The sequence below is a fragment of the Cognatilysobacter xinjiangensis genome, from assembly GCF_014651995.1.
GTDB lineage: Bacteria > Pseudomonadota > Gammaproteobacteria > Xanthomonadales > Xanthomonadaceae > Cognatilysobacter > Cognatilysobacter xinjiangensis.
Genome location: NZ_BMXY01000002.1, coordinates 58,760 through 75,000, shown reverse-complemented (window position 1 = coordinate 75,000; position 16,241 = coordinate 58,760). Strand labels below are relative to the sequence as shown.

The following is a 16,241-nucleotide window of genomic DNA, read 5'->3' as shown; positions in this document are numbered from 1 at the left end:
AGCGCCGAACGGAGGAAACGCCATGTCCCGACGCGTCACGTTCTACTACGCTCCGCACTCGCGCGCCTCGTGCACGCTCGCGCTGCTCGAGGCGCTGCATGCCGACTACGACCTGCACGTGCTGAACCTGCATCGCGGCGAGCAGCGCAGCGCCGCGCATCTCGCGATCAATCCGCTGGGCAAGGTACCGGCGATCCGGCATGGCGACGCGGTGGTCACCGAGCAGGTCGCGATCTTCATCTACCTGGCCGACCTGTATGCCGACCGCGGCCTCGCGCCGGCGCTCGACGATCCGCTTCGCGGCCCGTACCTGCGCTGGTCGGTGTTCTATGCCGCGAGCTTCGAGCCGGCGGTGGTCGACCGCTCGCTGCAGCGCGATGCCGGGCCGTCCATGGCCGCGCCCTACGGCGATTACGACAGCACGATGCGCGCGCTCGCCGACCAGCTCGCCGCCGGCCCCTACCTGCTCGGCGAGCGCTTCACCGCCGCCGACGTGCTCTGGGCGACGGCGCTGCGCTGGACGCTCAACTTCGGGCTGGTGCCGGACCTGCCGGTGTTCCGCGACTACGTCGAGCGTGTGCTCGCACGCCCGGAACTGGCGCATGCGCTCGAGCTCGACGCCCGCCACGCCGCCGCACAGGCGCCCGAGGCGGCGATGGCCTGAGCCGGGCCGGCACGGGTCTACACTCGGCCGATGCGACGCGCCGACCGCCTGTTCCTGCTCGTCAACGCACTGCGCGGCCGTCGCCGCGCGGTGCTCGCGCGCGACCTCGCCGCGACGCTCGGCGTCTCGCTGCGCACGGTGTATCGCGACGTGTCCGACCTGCAGCGCTCGGGCGTGCCGATCGAGGGAGCGGCCGGCGTCGGCTACGTGCTGCGCCAGGGCGCGGACATCCCGCCGCTCATGTTCGACGAGGACGAACTCGAGGCGCTGGTCGTCGGGATCCGCTTCGCACGCGCGTTCGCAGGGCCGCGGTTGGCCACGGGCGCGGCGCGGGCGATGGTGAAGATCGAGGCGGCCCTGCCCGACCGCCTGCGCGAACGCGCCGATCGCGTGGCGATCATGGCGCCGACCTGCCGCGGGGAAAGCGGGCGCGATTTCGGCGAAGTGCTCGACGGCCTCAACGAGGCGATCGCCGCGCGGCGCGTGCTGCGCCTCGACTATCGGTCGGAGGACGGCCGCGCCACGCTGCGCGAGGTCGAGCCGCTGTGCATCGTGTTCTGGGGCGGCTCCTGGACGCTCGGCACCTGGTGCCGGCTGCGTGGCGCGTTCCGGCAGTTCCGGCTCAACCGTATCGGATCGATGGTGCCGACCGGCGAGATCGCCGCCGACGTCCCGTCCCGCAGCCTCGCCGCGCTGCTGCGCGAAGTCCGCATGCAGCCGGAGGCAATGGATGCCGTCCGCGCGCGCGCCTTGCAGGAAGGCGCGCTGGCCTGATTACCAACCCACGCCGGGCGGGTAATTCGCGATGACGGGCGCGAGATCGACCAGCATCCAGTAGCCCTCGCGCGTCTCGAACGAGGGCGGCAGCATCTCCGCGCGCATCGGCTTGCCCAGCGGCGTCACGCAGCTGGCGAGGTGCACGGACACCGCCTGCTGCGCGGCGTCGGTGATGCCGGAAAGCGAACCCGCTTCGGTCACGCAACCGGGGAAATCGGGCAGCGTGATCGAGTACCGGCGTTCGGCGTCGCGCTCGATGAAGGCGAAATATTGCATGCCGAAAAGCATGGTTCGGCCGGCGCTAAGCGGCCGTGACGGAGCGACGGCGACAGTGCGATTCCGGTCACGGAATGCGATGCCGACGGTGTCTCGACCCGCGGCACGCTTTTTCGGCGCGGCGAGGGCTGACCGGCCACGAACGAGCGCCGCCCGTCCATGCCAAGCGGCCGTTGGCGGCCTTTGCAGTGGCGAAGCCGGCGCCCGCGCCGTGTCCGCTGGCATAACGGCGTTTCACGTGGCCGAAACACGGGCCCATTACCGTTCAGTGCGCGCAGCGCCCGGAGCCGCCATGCTGATCTACGACCGCCGTCGCTGCCGACCGCTTCCGGGCTCCGAACTGCGCCGCCGCCTGACGTTGACCCAGCGCGCGAAGCTGGCCTGGTACGAAACCATGGGCTGGCGCCTGCTGTTCGTCCGCGGCGAGCCCGCGAGCGTGTTTCTCTCCCATGACGACAAGGGCAATGCGGTGATCGCCCGCGACGGCCGGGTGCTGGCCGTGCGGAGCCTCGCCGTGCGTCCCGAGGACAGGAAGAAGGCCACGCCGCTCGGTGGGGGCAGCCCCGAGGCGGCCTGACGCCACCGGCCACGACGCGGGTGGGCCTTGCCGGCCGGGACAAGTGACCGTCTGATTCGATGAAGCGCCGGCACGGAGGGCACTGCCGTGCCCGCCTGCAGCCATAGCGACGTCGGCGACACCGCTGCGACCCCTGCCGCCTACCGCGATATCCGCACGCCGATTGCACGCGAATGCGCAATCCGGCGCTCCCGACGATGAGCGCCGCGGGGCTTATCGCGCCTGCGCCGCGCTTCGTTCCGCGATCGGGCGCCTTCGTCGCAATGCCATCGACGGCGCGGATGGCCTCACTATCCTCGCCGCATCGACCCAGCGGACACCCGGCCCGTGATCAAGAGCATCTTCTTCGTTGTGCGCATCGCGGCCGCGTGGTTCGTCGCACTGGCCCTGCTGACCGGCATGTACAGCGGCATCCCGATCCTCGGGCGCTGGGAGTTTCCGATAGTCGCCTTCGACATGACCGTGGCGGCCTTTGTCATCGCCGGCACGCTGTCGCACCTGCGCCGCGTGCGGCTGGTGGCCGGGCACGTCGACCGCGGCGCGCTGGGCAACCGCCACCGCCGCCAGATCGAGATCCCGTTCGAAGCCGGCGAGGCCTTCGACCTGCTCGACGCTGCGATCCGTGAGCTGCCCGGCGTCGACCGCGTCGACAGCGCGCGCGACAGCCTGCAGATCCGTGCCCGCGTGCATCGCCCGATCACCTACAGCACCAGCCCGCTGGGGCGCTGGAACCCGCTGTCGGGCTTTGGCACGCAGCACAACCAGATCCTCGCCACCGTCACGCCCACGCAGGACACCGGCAGCGTGACACTGATCTGCGAGCCGCAGGTCGGCGCCTGGGGCGACTGGTTCTTCGTCGACGACGGCACCAACCTGGAGAACGCCGAGGCGCTGACCCGTGCGATCACCCGCCGCGTGGCCGCACGCCGCCGCGGCGAGCAGGCCGCCGCCACGCAGACCGCGACCGAGAAGGAGCTCACCGTCGCGCGGCTCAACCTGCTGCACGCGCAGGTCGAGCCTCATTTCCTTTACAACACGCTGGCGAGCGCGCAGCTGCTCACCCGCAGCGATCCCGCGCGCGCGGAGACGATGCTCGGCCACCTGATCCAGTACCTGCGGCATTCGCTGCCGCGTACCGAGGACGAGCAGTCCACGCTCGGCGCGGAGCTCGAACGCGCGCTCGCCTACCTCGAGATCATGAAGGTGCGCATGGGCAGCCGGCTGGACGTGCAGGTCGACGTACCCGAGTCGCTGCGCGCCGTCGAGCTACCGCCGATGATGCTGCAGACGCTGGTCGAGAACGCGATCAAGCACGGGCTGGAGCCGCGTACCGGCGGCGGCACGATCTGGATCCGCGCACGCCGCAGCGACGACCAGGTCGCCGTCACCGTGGCCGACGACGGTGAAGGCCTCAACACCAAGAACAGCGGCACCGGTATCGGCCTGAAGAACGTGCGCGAGCGCCTGCGGCTGGTGTACGACGGCGCGGCATCGCTGGCCGTGGTGGCGAACTTCCCGGCGGGCGTGGCGGCGACGCTGAGCGTGCCGGCCGAACGCGAGGCGGTGCGCCATGTCTGAGCCGGTGGTCACCTGCGTCGTGGCCGAAGACGAGACGCTGCTGCGCGAGGCGCTGGTCGAGCAGTTGCGGCGCGCCTGGCCGACGCTGCGCATCGTCGCCGAATGCGAGGACGGCGCAAGCGCGCTGGAAGCGATCGCCGAACAACGCCCCGGCGTTGCCTTCCTCGACATCCGCATGCCGGGCCTGACCGGGCTGGAAGTCGCCGCGGCCGCCGCCGAATCCAGCCCGCAGACGCAGATCGTGTTCGTGACTGCCTACGACCAGCACGCCATCGACGCCTTCGAGCGCGGCGCGGTCGACTACCTGCTCAAGCCGGTGCTGCCCGAACGCCTTGCCGCCACCGTGCAGCGCGTGCAGGGCCGGCTCGGCGAAGGCCGCGACGAGGCACTGGCGGCCCTGCTCGCCAAGCTCAGCCCGGTGCTGCCGCGCGCCGCCACCGCGCCCGAGCCGCTGACCTGGCTCACCGCGAGCGCGGGCCGCGAGACGCGGCTGATCCTGGTCGACGAGGTCGCGTATTTCCGCGCCGACCACAAGTACACGACGGTGGTCACCGCCGACGGCGAGGCGCTGCTGCGCACGTCGATCCGCGAACTGCTCGCGCGTCTCGACCCTGCGGTGTTCAAGCAGGTGCACCGCTCCACCGTGGTCAACATGAAGGCCGTCGCCGGCGTTACGCGCGACGACGCCGGCCGCGGCGTGCTGCGCCTGCGTGGCCGTCCCGAAACCCTCACCGTGAGCGCGCCGTTCATGGCGCTGTTCCGTCCCGCCTGAAGGAGTCGTCGCCATGGACAAGCTCTTCGCCCTGCTCGCTTTCCTCGCCTCGCTCGTCGGCTGCGACGGCGCGCGCGACACCATCGTGCATCGCGTGGTGAGCGACGGCACCGACCTGCTCTTCAGCCGCGCCTCGGTGCAGGACGGGGTGACGCGGCTGGACTGCGTGCGCAGCGCCAGCGGTCGCTGCCATTACCTTGTGCTGCCCCGCGACTGCACGTCGATGTCCGCCTGCGACGGCGACGCTCGGCGTTTCGTGGTGCCGCAGGGCGACACGCGGCAGGTCACGGGGCTCACCGCGTTCCGGCTCTGCGTCGAAAGCGACGACCGCGTCGCGCCGCCGACGCAGTGCGCGGTGACGTCGGCCATGCAGTAGCGGCGCAGGAACGTTGACAGAAAAGAGCCCCGCGTCTGCGGGGCTCTTTCGTTACGTCGAGCGGGATCAGCGACCGAGGATCTGCGAGATGAGGCCCGTCGCCGCCTGCACGAGGTAGAACTCGTTCGAATCGTTGTACGGGCGCACCCAGACCATGCCGCGCGGTGGCGGGGCGAGGCGGTAGCTGCGGTAGTCGTTCACGTAGTAACGCTGCACCAGGTACGTGCGCGGCAGGCGTTCGCCGCGGGCCCACTTCTTGTGCTGGTTCTTGTACTGGCCGAGGTGGCGGCCCTTGTCGTGACGGACCGGCATGTTGTGCGGATGCGGTTCGCCGACACGGATGGCATGCGGCGGGTTCGGATGATGCGGAGCATGACCCTTGCCGTGCCCCTCCTTGGCGAACGCGGGGCCGGCGAGCATGAGGGCGGTGACGGCCGAGGCGAGAAGGATGCGCTTCATGTCGGTTCTCCTTGGGGACGACTCGACCCTAGCGCGTCGAAGCTGAACGCGAACATGAACACGTCCGGGTTTAATGCGCGGTGCTCATCGTCGTGAAGAACCGCTGCTAACGGCATGGCGATGCGCTGCTCGCATCGCGCTTACGGCGGCGATGGGAACGTGGCCCGACGCACACGGGAGCCATGCCATGAATCGCGATTCATCGTTCACCTCCAACAGCGGTACCGCCGAAGGCCAGCGCGAGCCCTACTCCGGCCCGGGCGAAGGGCGCGCGGCGCAGAACCGCCTCCATGACGTCGAACTGGACGATCGCGGCGAGTCGATGGAAGACCAGCAGCGCGACCGCTCCAGCAAGGGCGTGGCGGGCGGCTACGACGACTCGGTCGCCACGCGCAAGGACGCGAATCCCGACCGCTCGGGCACCGCGCGCGGCGACTGACGCGCTTACGGCCGCTGACGAGAAGCACATCCGCGGTTCACGCGCGATGCCTAGGATGCGCCATGCGTCGCGTCCTGCCCCTGCTGCTTGTCGGCCTGCTGATCGCACCAATCGCGCAGGCACGCACCGTCTATCGCTGCGTGCGCGACGGCACGGTCAGCCTCGCCACCGCGCCGGAACCCGGCTCGCGCTGCGAGAAAAAGACGTTCGAGGACGACCCCGGCAAGGTGCCCAATCTCTGGGGCGAGCTCGGCGTCATCAACGGCACGCTCTACGAGCGCGAGCAGGACGGCAGGACCGTCTACGGCACCCGCAAGCTGCCGGGCTCGAAGAAGGTGCTGGCTTTCACCGTGGAGACGCCGCCCGGCGAACCGGCGCATGCGGGCCTCGGTGAGGTCGGCAAGCCGCGACTCGACCGCTACGCCAAGCAGTTCCGCGCGGCGGCGAAGAAGACCGGCGTCGACGATGCCTACCTTCGCGCGATTGCGCATGCCGAGAGCGGTTTCGACCCGGTGGCCGTGTCGCCCAAGGGCGCGGTCGGCGTGATGCAGCTGATGCCGGACACCGCGCGCGAGTTCGGCGTGGCGGATCCGAAGTCGCCGGAGCAGTCGATCGACGGCGCCGCGCGGCTGATCCGCCAGCTCGCCAAGCGCTATCGCGGCGATCTCAAGCTGGTCGCCGCTGCCTACAACGCCGGTGCCGGCGTGGTGGCGCGATACGGCGGCGTGCCGCCGTATCGCGAGACGCAGCAGTACATCGCCAAGGTCGAAGCGCTGTACGCGCGCTACCGGAGCGCGCTGGGGCAGGCGCCGAAGACGCTCGACGGCCGCGAGATCCTGCGGGCCGCGAAGTAGGCCCGCTTCGTGCGCATACTGCGCGCGTGATCGACATTCCCGCTCATTGGCAGGCCGCCTGGCAGGCGACGCCGGCGTCCGCCTGGTTGGCCGTGGGCGCGGTCGTGCTGTTGCAGCGCGTGGCGCGGCGATTCGGGCTGTGGATCTACGCGGCGTTCGCGTTGCCCGGCACCCTGGCGCACGAACTCGCGCATTACGGCGTCGCGTTGCTGCTGGCCGCGCGACCGCAACTGCCGCGTCTGTGGCCCGAACGCACGGCGACCGGCTGGCGCTTAGGCTCCGTCGCGTTCCGCGCGCCGTGGTGGCGCGCCGGGCCGATCGCGCTCGCGCCGCTGCTGCTCGCGCCAGCCGCGCTGGCGTGGTGCGTGCTGCTCGTCGCGGGCGCATCGGGCGCATGGCTCGCACTGCATGCCTGGATCGCGGGCACCCTGCTCGGCGCGGCATTGCCCTCGCGCGCGGACGTGCGCATCGCATTGCCCTTCCTCGCGCTTGCGTCGGTCGTCGTGCTGAGCGCGTTCGCCTGGCACAGGCTCGCCTGAGCACCGCTGGCCGCGCGCTTCACGGGCCATGTCGACAATGGCGCGATGCCCGCCCCGTCCCAGCCCCGTAACAGCTCGATGCCGCTGCGCGAGCGCATCGATGCGCTGCGCAACCTGCGCCCGTTCCTCCGGCAGATCTGGCAGACCAGCCGCCCGCTGACGCTCGCCAGCCTCTGCCTGCGCCTGGTGCAGGCGCTGATGCCGGTGGCGCTGCTCTACGTCGGCAAGCTGATCATCGACGAAGCGATCCGCCTCGTTGCCATCGGCAGCGCCGACGCCGACCTCGTCACGCTGTGGAACACCGGCGCGCTGCATCCGCTCGCCGGACTGGTCGCGCTGGAGTTCGCGCTCGCGGTGCTGTCGGACCTGTTCGCGCGCGGCTCCAACTACGTCGACTCGCTGCTGTCCGAACGCTTCACCAATGCCACCAGCATCCGGCTGATGGAGCACGCGGCCACGCTCGATCTCGAGGACTTCGAGGACCCCGACCTGCAGGACCGACTCGACCGCGCGCGTCGCCAGACCATGGGCCGCATGGGCCTGCTGGGCCAGCTGTTCGGGCAGGCGCAGGATGCGATCACCGTGATCAGCTTCGCCATCGGCTTGATCGCCTACGCACCCTGGCTGATGCTGCTGCTCGCGATCGCGCTGATTCCCGCGTTCGTCGGCGAATCGCACTTCAACGCGCTCGGCTATTCGCTCAATTTCCACTGGACGCCGGAGCGGCGCCAGCTCGAATACCTGCGCCAGACCGGCGCAAGCGTGGAGACGGCCAAGGAGATCAAGATCTTCGGGCTGCACCGCTTCCTGATCGACCGCTTCCGCACGCTGTCCGAGCGCTTCTACGCGGCCAACCGCGCGCTGGCACGGCGACGCGCGATATGGGGCACGGTGCTGGCCGCGCTCGGCACGCTCGGCTACTACGTCGCCTATGCCTACATCGTCTGGCGCACCGTGCACGGCGATTTCAGCATCGGCGACCTCACCTTCCTCGCCGGCAGCTTCCGCCGCCTGCGCCAGTTGCTGGAGGGCCTGCTGATCGGCTTCTCGCAGGTCGCCGGGCAGGCGCTCTACCTCGAGGACCTGTTCTCGTTCTTCGAGATCGAACCGGAGATCGCCTCGAAGCCGGATGCCGTGCCGGTACCGACGCCGATCGAGCGCGGCTTCGTGTTCGAGAACGTCGGCTTCCGTTATCCGGGCGCGGAACGCTGGGCCCTGCGCGGGCTGGAGTTCGAACTGCGCGCGGGCGAAGTGCTGGCGCTGGTCGGCGAGAACGGCGCGGGCAAGACCACGCTGGTGAAGCTGCTGGCGCGCCTGTACGACCCCGACGAGGGCCGCATCCTGCTCGACGGCCGCGACCTGCGCGACTACGACCTCGACGACCTGCGCGGCAACGTCGGCGTGATCTTCCAGGACTTCGTGCGCTACCACCTGACCGCGCGCGAGAACATCGGCGTCGGCCGGCTCGAGGCGATGGGCGACGAGGCCCGCATCCGCGAAGCCGCGCGTCGTGCACTGGCTGACGAGGTGATCGAAGCGCTGCCGCAGCAGTACGACCAGATGATCGGCCGGCGATTCAATACCGGCGTGGACCTGTCCGGTGGCCAGTGGCAGAAGATCGCGATCGCGCGCGCCTACATGCGCGACGCGCAGGTGATGATCCTCGACGAGCCGACCGCCGCGCTCGACGCGCGCGCCGAGTTCGAGGTGTTCCAGCGTTTCAAGGAACTCAGCAGCGGCCGCACCGCGGTGCTGATCTCGCACCGCTTCTCCAGCGTGCGCATGGCCGACCGCATCCTGGTGCTCGGCGGCGGCAAGGTCGAAGCCTCGGGCACGCACGACGAGCTGATGGCGCAGCGCGGGCGCTACGCGGAACTGTTCGAGCTGCAGGCCGCCGGCTATCGCTGAACGCCGTGCCGGCATGGCGCCGGCCGCCCTGCAGCCGCGACACGGCGTTGCGGGCACGGCCGCTACGATGGCGCCGCCGCCTTCCGAGATGCCGCGATGCGCCGCACCGCCCGCTACCTGTTCGCCGTTTCCCTCGCGCTCGCGCCCCTGCTCGCGGTCGGCGCGACACCGCCGCGGAAGGCCCCACCCCAGCTGATGTCCCCGCTGCAGCGTCAGGCCGTGGTGCTGATGCTGGCCGGCCGCGTCGAGCGCCATCTCGGCCAGTTGCCGAAGACCTCGCCGCAGCAGGCGGTGAAGGCGTTGCGGCACGTCGCCCACGACTATGCGGGCATGAGCCGCATCGCGCGCGAGGCCGGCTGGAACGAGATGGCGGCGTACTACGCGGAAACGTCAGCCGTGTTCACCCGCATGGTGAAGGGCACTACCGACCGCGCAAGCGTGGACCGGCAGACCAAGGCGCTGGAGGCGCGCCGCCAGGCCCTCACGCGTGCGGCGATCGCACGCTTCGGCAAGGCGGGCGTGAGCCCGCGCGATCCGCGTCTCAATGGCGCCGCCGACCGCTTCTTCGCGCAGGTCGAACAGGGCGCGCCGCGCTGACCATGCTCAGGCGGCGCGCAATCGCACGTGTCGCAGCCGAAGGCCGCTTTCCGGCACGTCGGGGGAAGCGGTTGCCACGCCAGTCAAGCGGCTGAGGCGGCACGTCGTAGTCGACGGGATTAACGAGGAGATTCACCGCCGCCATCAACGCCGCGATCGACAGCTTTTCGCCGGGGCAGCGATGTGTGCGTGGCCTCGCCTGCACCCTGCGGGATCAGCTCGAAGGCAGTGCCGGGCCAGGCGATGAAGCGCTCGGGCTCCAAGCGCGCGGCTGATACCCCGCGCGCGGGATCGTGGCCGCTGGCGTAGCGGTCGAGTATCACCCTCTCGCCGCCGCGGAACTGCCGGCCGCGCCATTCGCACGCCGTTCGCACGCGCCCGGCGATCGCCGACAAGAACGGACAGAAGCGCCGCACTTCCTGCACGAAGCGCCAGGCGAGGCCGCGCTCGCCCGCGCGCAGCCGTTCGCGGATGTCCGGGTTCACGTGCAGCGCGTGGACGACGAAGGTGATCCACACCGCGATGGCGACGATCGGCCGCAGCAGGTGGATCAGCTCGACCGCCGCACTCGTCTCGTCCAGCAGCACGCCCCGCGCATCGCGATGCCAGGCGATCACGGCGGCCGGCGTGTCGTGCTGCGCGGGCATGCGGCGCAGCCGGCGGATCCGGTGAGGTGCCGGGCAAGGCGGCTTGCCGCGCCGCACACGGCCGCCCGGCTACTCAGGGCGCTGGTGCCAGTGGAGGCGACGATGGCCGGATGGCTGCACGCGGGACTGTGGGGGTGGCTGGCGGGTAGTGCGCTGCTGCTCGGCGCCGGCATCGGCTACGCGTTGCATGTCCCGCAGCGCGCGGTCGCCGCGGTGATGGCCTTCGGCAGCGGCGTGCTGATCTCGACGCTGTCGTTCGAGCTGATGGACGAGGCCTATGCGCGGGGCGGGCTGGACTCCACGGCGATCGGTTTCCTCGGCGGCGCCGCGGTCTACACCGCGATCAACACGTTGCTCTCGCACCGCGGCGCGCGCCATCGCAAGCGCAGTGGCGACCAGCAGGCACGCGAGGCCGATGCCGCCGGCAGCGGGCTGGCCATCGCCGCGGGCGCGCTGCTCGACGGCATCCCCGAATCGATCGTGATCGGCCTCAGCCTGCTCAAGGGCGGCGCGGTGAGCCTGGTGGCGGTGGTCGCGATCTTCCTGTCGAACCTGCCGGAAGGGCTGTCGAGCGCGTCGGGCATGCGGCGCGCGGGCCGCGGCGCCGGCTACGTGTTCGGGGTGTGGGGCGCGATCGCGCTGATGTCGGGCCTGGCCTCCATCGCCGGCTACACGCTGTTCGATGGCCGCTCGCCGGACGTCGTCGCGGCCACCACCGCGGTCGCGGCGGGCGCCATACTGGCCATGCTCGCGGACACGATGATCCCCGAGGCCTTCGAGATCGCGCACGACTTCGCCGGCCTCGTCACCGTGGCCGGTTTCCTCGCCGCGTTCGCGCTGAGCAAGTACGCCTGACCGCGCGGGTCAGAACACCGTGGCCCAGAGGTAGGCGACAGCGATGAGCACCGCCGCGCCGAGGACGATCCACAGGTAGTGCGACTTGCGGCTGCCGATGCCGATGTGCGCCATGTCATGCGATCCGTCACGGAACCCGACTGCGACGCTAGCCCCGGGTGTGTTGGAGCCCGGTGAACCGTGCGTTGCGCCACCTTCGCGCCGGGCCGATCGCGACGCCATGGTCGAGCCCGCTTGCCGGACATTCGGCGTCGTCGGTGCGATCTGCGGGATAATTGCCGCACGCCGGGCTCCCGGCACCCTTTCCCGTCCCGCCCGGCCGCCTCACGGCGCAGCGCCGGGCGGCGGTTCGCCCACCGACAGCCGGTCGATCCCCGAATGACGAACACCGCCTTCCGCAAGCCGCTTCCCGGCACCCCGCTCCACTGGTTCGACGCCCGCGAAGCCGTCGACGCGATCAGGCCGGGTGCCTGGGCCACGCTGCCCTACACCTCGCGCGTTCACGCCGAGAACCTGGTGCGACGCGCCGATCCGTCGATGCTGTCGGCCTATCTGGAGCAGCTGATCGAGCGCCGCCGCGACCTCGACTTCCCGTGGTTCCCGGCGCGCGTGGTCTGCCACGACATCCTCGGCCAGACCGCGCTCGTCGACCTCGCCGGCCTGCGCGACGCGATCGCCGAACGCGGCGGCGACCCGGCGCAGATCAATCCCGTCGTGCCGACGCAGCTGATCGTCGACCACTCGCTCGCCGTCGAATGCGGCGGTTTCGATCCCGACGCATTCGCGAAGAACCGCGCGATCGAGGAGCGCCGCAACGAAGACCGCTTCCACTTCATCGAGTGGACCAAGCACGCGTTCAAGAACGTCGACGTGATCCCGCCGGGCAACGGGATCATGCACCAGATCAACCTGGAGAAGATGTCGCCGGTGATCTACGTCAAGGACGGCGTGGCGTTCCCGGATACCTGCGTCGGTACCGATTCGCATACGCCGCACGTCGATGCGCTGGGCGTGATCGCCGTCGGCGTCGGCGGCCTGGAGGCCGAGAGCGTGATGCTCGGCCGCGCGTCGTGGATGCGCCTGCCGGAGATCGTCGGCGTCGAGCTCACCGGCCGCCCGCAGCCGGGCATCACCGCCACCGACATGGTGCTTGCGCTGACCGAGTTCCTGCGCCAGTCGAAGGTGGTGGGCGCGTACCTCGAATTCCGCGGCGAAGGCGCACGCGCGCTGACCCTCGGCGACCGCGCGACAATTTCCAACATGGCGCCCGAATACGGCGCGACCGCGGCGATGTTCTTCATCGACGAGAACACGCTCGACTACCTGCGCCTGACCGGCCGCGAGGAGCAGCAGGTCGCGCTGGTCGAGACGTATGCGAAGGCCGCGGGCCTGTGGGCCGATGCGCTGGTCGACGCCGAGTACGAGCGCACGCTCACGTTCGACCTGTCGACGGTGACGCGCAACATGGCCGGCCCGTCCAACCCGCATCGCCGCCTGCCGACCAGCGCGCTGGCCGAGCGCGGCATCGCGCAGAACCTCGACGCCGCGCGCGCTCAGGAAGCGCAGGGCCTGATGCCCGACGGCGCGGTGATCATCGCCGCGATCACCAGCTGCACGAACACCTCGAACCCGCGCAACGTCATCGCCGCCGGCCTGCTCGCGAAGAAGGCCAACGAGCTGGGCCTCGTGCGCAAGCGGTGGGTCAAGACCTCGCTCGCGCCGGGTTCGAAGGCGGTCGAGCTGTACCTGCAGGAATCCGGGCTGCTGCCGCACCTTGAAGCACTCGGCTTCGGCATCGTCGGCTTCGCCTGCACCACCTGCAACGGCATGAGCGGCGCGCTCGATCCGGCGATCCAGCAGGAGATCGTCGACCGCGACCTCTACGCCGTCGCCGTGCTCAGCGGCAACCGCAATTTCGACGGCCGCATCCATCCGTACGCGAAGCAGGCCTTCCTCGCATCGCCACCGCTGGTGGTCGCCTACGCGCTCGCCGGCACGATCCGCTTCGACATCGAGAAGGACGTGCTGGGCATCGACGCGCAGGGCCGTGAGCTCACGCTCAAGGACCTGTGGCCCTCCGACGAGGAAATCGACGCGATCGTGCGCGAGCATGTGAAGCCCGAGCAGTTCCGTCGCGTCTACGGCCCGATGTTCAACGTGCGCGTGGAGAACACCGCGCCGGTCAGTCCGCTGTACGACTGGCGCCCGATGTCGACCTACATCCGCCGCCCGCCGTACTGGGAAGGCGCGCTGGCCGGCGAGCGCACGCTCAGCGGCATGCGTCCGCTCGCGGTGCTCGGCGACAACATCACCACCGACCATCTCTCGCCGTCGAACGCGATCCTCGCCAACTCCGCCGCGGGCGAATACCTCGCGAAGATGGGCGTGCCTGAGGAAGACTTCAATTCCTACGCCACGCATCGCGGCGACCACCTCACCGCGCAGCGCGCGACGTTCGCGAACCCGAAGCTGCTCAACGAGATGGTGCGCAACGAGGACGGCACGGTGAAGCAGGGTTCGCTCGCGCGCATCGAGCCGGAGGGCACGGTCACGCGCATGTGGGAAGCGATCGAGACCTACATGCAGCGCCGCCAGCCGCTGATCATCATCGCCGGCGCCGACTACGGCCAGGGCAGCTCGCGCGACTGGGCGGCCAAGGGCGTGCGGCTCGCCGGCGTGGAGGCGATCGTCGCCGAGGGCTTCGAGCGCATCCACCGCACCAACCTGATCGGCATGGGCGTGCTGCCGCTGGAGTTCCAGGCCGGCACCAGCCGCCTCACGCTGGGCATCGACGGCACCGAGACCTTCGACGTCATCGGCGGCCGCACCCCGCGCGCGACGCTCACGCTGGTGATCCACCGCAAGGACGGCAACACGCTCGAAGTGCCGGTGACCTGCCGCCTCGATACCGCCGAGGAAGTGTCCATCTACGAGGCCGGCGGCGTGCTGCAGCGCTTCGCCAACGACTTCCTCGAAGGCAACCGCGACGCGGCCTGACCGCGACCGCCCGCATCGGATCCGATCCATGACGCATCGTCCCCAGCTCCGCATTCCCGCCACCTACATGCGCGGCGGCACGTCCAAGGGCGTGTTCTTCCGCCTCGAGGACCTGCCCGAAGCGGCGCGCGTCCCCGGCGCGGCGCGCGATGCGCTGCTGATGCGCGTTATCGGCTCGCCCGACCCCTACGGCAAGCACACGGACGGCATGGGCGGCGCGACGTCGAGCACCAGCAAGTGCGTGATCATTTCGAAGTCCGACGTGCCGGACCACGATGTCGACTACCTCTACGGCCAGGTGTCGATCGACAGTGCGTTCGTCGACTGGAGCGGCAACTGCGGCAACCTGTCATCGGCCGTCGGCCCGTTCGCGATCGCCAACGGCCTGATCGATCCAGCGCGCGTGCCACACGACGGCCACTGCATCGTGCGCATCTGGCAGGTCAACATCGGCAAGACCATCGTCGCGCACGTGCCGATCACCGACGGCGAGGTGCAGGAGACCGGCGACTTCGAACTCGACGGCGTGACCTTCCCGGCCGCCGAGATCCCGCTGGAGTTCATCGATCCGTCCGACGACGGCGATGCCGGTGCGATGTTTCCCACCGGCAACCTCGTCGACACGCTCGACGTGCCCGGCGTCGGCACATTCGAGGTGACGATGATCACCGCCGGCATCCCGACCATCTTCCTGCGCGCGGCCGACCTCGGCTTCGACGGCACCGAGCTGCAGCCCGCGGTCAACGACGATCGCGCGCTGCTGCAGAAGCTCGAGACGATCCGCGCCCACGGCGCGGTGCGCATGGGCCTGATCGACGACGTGTCCAAGGCCGCCACGCGCCAGCACACGCCGAAGGTCGCGTGGGTGGCGCCGGCGAAGGGCTACATGGCGTCGAGCGGAAAGGCGATCGCCGCGTCGGACATCGACCTGCTCGCCCGCGCGATGTCGATGGGCAAGCTGCACCACGCGATGATGGGCACGGCCTCGGTCGCCATCGCGACGGCCGCCGCGGTGCCGGGCACGCTGGTCAACCAGGCCGCGGGCGGTGGCGACCGCCGAGTCGTGCGCTTCGGGCATCCCTCCGGCACGTTGCGCGCCGGTGCCGAGGTGCGCTGCATCGACGGCATCTGGACGGTCACCAAGGCGGTGATGAGCCGCAGCGCGCGCGTGCTGATGGAAGGCCGGGTGCGCGTGCCCGCCGAGGGCTGAGCCTCAGGCGCGCCAGCTTCCCAGCGACGCGTGCGCGCGGTAGGCCTCGGCGGCGCGTCGGCGCAGGGCCGGCGGCACTTCGATCTCGCCGTCGACGTCGACCTCGATACGCGGCCGCCGTGCGGGAAGCGGCGGCGTCGAAGGTACGTCGGTTGCGCGCCGCCGACGCTCGCGGCGCAGCACCGCGTCGTAGCGGGCACGCAGCGCCGGGTCGGAGAGCACGCGGTAGGCCTCGTTGACACGCTGCATCCGAGCGGCGGCGGACGGATCGTCGCCGCAGCGGTCGGGATGGTGGCGGGCGGCCAGCGCCCGGTACGCGGCGCGGATCACCTCGACCGGCGCGTCGGCTGCGACCTTGAGGACCTGATAGTGGGCGGTGGCCACGCGTCTCGAACGGAATGCCGGGGAGGCCCGTTGTAGCCGGCCGCGCGTGAAACCCGGCTCAGTCGCGCCGCGAAGGCGGACGGCACGTGGGTGGCGCACGCGGGCCGGCGCCCGCGCCGCCTCAGTCGATCAGTGAACGGTGCACTTGATGCAGCGCTTGATCGGATCGTCCGGCTCGTCGTTGCCGATCTGGTCCGCCTGATCGGAACCGGCCGTAGCGATGCTGGCGGCGCCGGCGTCGTCGGCGACCGGCGCGCTGCCGCCGAAGATGCTGAGGAGCCAAAGGAGAAAAGCGAGCATGTCCAACCTCCCTGTAGGGGGTACGGCGCAGG

Annotated in this window: 19 protein-coding genes; 14 read left to right on the top strand and 5 right to left on the bottom strand. The window is 70.5% G+C overall.

Annotated elements, in window-relative coordinates; translation table 11 throughout:
- Positions 1 to 22 precede the first annotated feature (22 nt).
- The gene (locus IE066_RS08805; protein WP_189449036.1) at positions 23 to 664 is read left to right on the top strand and encodes a glutathione S-transferase family protein; all 642 of its coding nucleotides are present in this window, start codon (positions 23 to 25) and stop codon (positions 662 to 664) included.
- 30 nt (positions 665 to 694) lie between these two features.
- Positions 695 to 1,438, top strand: coding sequence for a helix-turn-helix transcriptional regulator (locus tag IE066_RS08800; RefSeq protein WP_189449034.1), 744 nt, complete (start codon positions 695 to 697; stop codon positions 1,436 to 1,438).
- On the opposite strand, the gene IE066_RS08795 is transcribed toward IE066_RS08800, so the two are convergent.
- Entirely contained in the window at positions 1,439 to 1,717 is a 279-nt protein-coding gene (locus IE066_RS08795; protein WP_189449033.1) for a type II toxin-antitoxin system HicB family antitoxin, read from the bottom strand.
- A gap of 292 nt (positions 1,718 to 2,009) precedes the next feature.
- Between IE066_RS08795 and IE066_RS08790 the strand changes: the two genes are divergently transcribed.
- The 4 genes from IE066_RS08790 (at position 2,010) to IE066_RS08775 (ending at position 5,020) form a co-directional block, all read left to right on the top strand.
- Complete coding sequence (locus IE066_RS08790) at positions 2,010 to 2,294, top strand: hypothetical protein (RefSeq protein ID WP_189449032.1); 285 nt, start codon at positions 2,010 to 2,012, stop codon at positions 2,292 to 2,294.
- Positions 2,295 to 2,621: 327 nt separating this feature from the next.
- Entirely contained in the window at positions 2,622 to 3,872 is a 1,251-nt protein-coding gene (locus IE066_RS08785) for a sensor histidine kinase (RefSeq protein ID WP_229790753.1), read from the top strand.
- Positions 3,865 to 4,644 carry a LytR/AlgR family response regulator transcription factor gene (locus tag IE066_RS08780; protein ID WP_189449031.1) on the top strand — a complete coding sequence of 260 codons (780 nt, stop codon included), beginning with the start codon at positions 3,865 to 3,867 and terminating at the stop codon, positions 4,642 to 4,644. The genes IE066_RS08785 and IE066_RS08780 overlap by 8 nt, the downstream gene beginning before the upstream one ends.
- 13 nt (positions 4,645 to 4,657) lie before the next feature.
- Positions 4,658 to 5,020: a hypothetical protein gene (locus IE066_RS08775; protein ID WP_189449030.1), complete on the top strand. Its 363-nt coding sequence runs from the start codon at positions 4,658 to 4,660 to the stop codon at positions 5,018 to 5,020.
- 66 nt (positions 5,021 to 5,086) lie between these two features.
- On the opposite strand, the gene IE066_RS08770 is transcribed toward IE066_RS08775, so the two are convergent.
- A complete protein-coding gene (locus tag IE066_RS08770) occupies positions 5,087 to 5,479 on the bottom strand; it encodes an RcnB family protein (RefSeq protein ID WP_189449029.1) in 393 nt (130 codons plus the stop codon).
- 187 nt (positions 5,480 to 5,666) lie between these two features.
- On the opposite strand from IE066_RS08770, the gene IE066_RS08765 reads away from it, so the two are divergent.
- The 5 genes from IE066_RS08765 to IE066_RS08745 all read left to right on the top strand — a co-directional run bounded on the left by IE066_RS08765 (position 5,667) and on the right by IE066_RS08745 (position 9,816).
- On the top strand, positions 5,667 to 5,918 hold the full coding sequence (locus IE066_RS08765) for a hypothetical protein (RefSeq protein WP_189449027.1): 252 nt from the start codon (positions 5,667 to 5,669) through the stop codon (positions 5,916 to 5,918).
- A 62-nt stretch (positions 5,919 to 5,980) separates the two neighbouring features.
- Positions 5,981 to 6,772, top strand: coding sequence for a lytic transglycosylase domain-containing protein (locus IE066_RS08760; RefSeq protein ID WP_189449025.1), 792 nt, complete (start codon positions 5,981 to 5,983; stop codon positions 6,770 to 6,772).
- Positions 6,773 to 6,798: 26 nt separating this feature from the next.
- Positions 6,799 to 7,311 carry a hypothetical protein gene (locus tag IE066_RS08755; RefSeq protein WP_189449024.1) on the top strand — a complete coding sequence of 171 codons (513 nt, stop codon included), beginning with the start codon at positions 6,799 to 6,801 and terminating at the stop codon, positions 7,309 to 7,311.
- Between the two features lie 45 nt (positions 7,312 to 7,356).
- On the top strand, positions 7,357 to 9,219 hold the full coding sequence (locus IE066_RS08750; protein ID WP_189449021.1) for an ABC transporter ATP-binding protein: 1,863 nt from the start codon (positions 7,357 to 7,359) through the stop codon (positions 9,217 to 9,219).
- 96 nt (positions 9,220 to 9,315) lie between these two features.
- Positions 9,316 to 9,816: a hypothetical protein gene (locus IE066_RS08745; protein ID WP_189449019.1), complete on the top strand. Its 501-nt coding sequence runs from the start codon at positions 9,316 to 9,318 to the stop codon at positions 9,814 to 9,816.
- Positions 9,817 to 9,935: 119 nt separating this feature from the next.
- Here IE066_RS08745 and IE066_RS08740 read toward each other — a convergent pair whose 3' ends face one another.
- On the bottom strand, positions 9,936 to 10,463 hold the full coding sequence (locus IE066_RS08740; RefSeq protein WP_189449017.1) for a cytochrome P450 family protein: 528 nt from the start codon (positions 10,461 to 10,463) through the stop codon (positions 9,936 to 9,938).
- A gap of 102 nt (positions 10,464 to 10,565) precedes the next feature.
- Here IE066_RS08740 and IE066_RS08735 point away from each other — a divergent pair, with 102 nt between their 5' ends.
- The 3 genes from IE066_RS08735 to prpF all read left to right on the top strand — a co-directional run bounded on the left by IE066_RS08735 (position 10,566) and on the right by prpF (position 15,525).
- Entirely contained in the window at positions 10,566 to 11,318 is a 753-nt protein-coding gene (locus IE066_RS08735; RefSeq protein WP_189449015.1) for a ZIP family metal transporter, read from the top strand.
- A 378-nt stretch (positions 11,319 to 11,696) separates the two neighbouring features.
- Positions 11,697 to 14,315: a Fe/S-dependent 2-methylisocitrate dehydratase AcnD gene (gene acnD, locus IE066_RS08730; protein ID WP_189449013.1), complete on the top strand. Its 2,619-nt coding sequence runs from the start codon at positions 11,697 to 11,699 to the stop codon at positions 14,313 to 14,315.
- Positions 14,316 to 14,343: 28 nt separating this feature from the next.
- A complete protein-coding gene (gene prpF, locus IE066_RS08725; protein ID WP_189449011.1) occupies positions 14,344 to 15,525 on the top strand; it encodes a 2-methylaconitate cis-trans isomerase PrpF in 1,182 nt (393 codons plus the stop codon).
- A gap of 3 nt (positions 15,526 to 15,528) precedes the next feature.
- Here the strand turns inward: prpF and IE066_RS08720 are convergent, their stop codons facing one another.
- Both IE066_RS08720 and IE066_RS08715 read right to left on the bottom strand, forming a co-directional pair.
- Positions 15,529 to 15,909, bottom strand: a complete 381-nt coding sequence (locus IE066_RS08720; protein ID WP_189449009.1) for a J domain-containing protein — start codon at positions 15,907 to 15,909, stop codon at positions 15,529 to 15,531.
- A 129-nt stretch (positions 15,910 to 16,038) separates the two neighbouring features.
- Complete coding sequence (locus IE066_RS08715) at positions 16,039 to 16,215, bottom strand: hypothetical protein (protein ID WP_189449007.1); 177 nt, start codon at positions 16,213 to 16,215, stop codon at positions 16,039 to 16,041.
- Positions 16,216 to 16,241 lie beyond the last annotated feature (26 nt).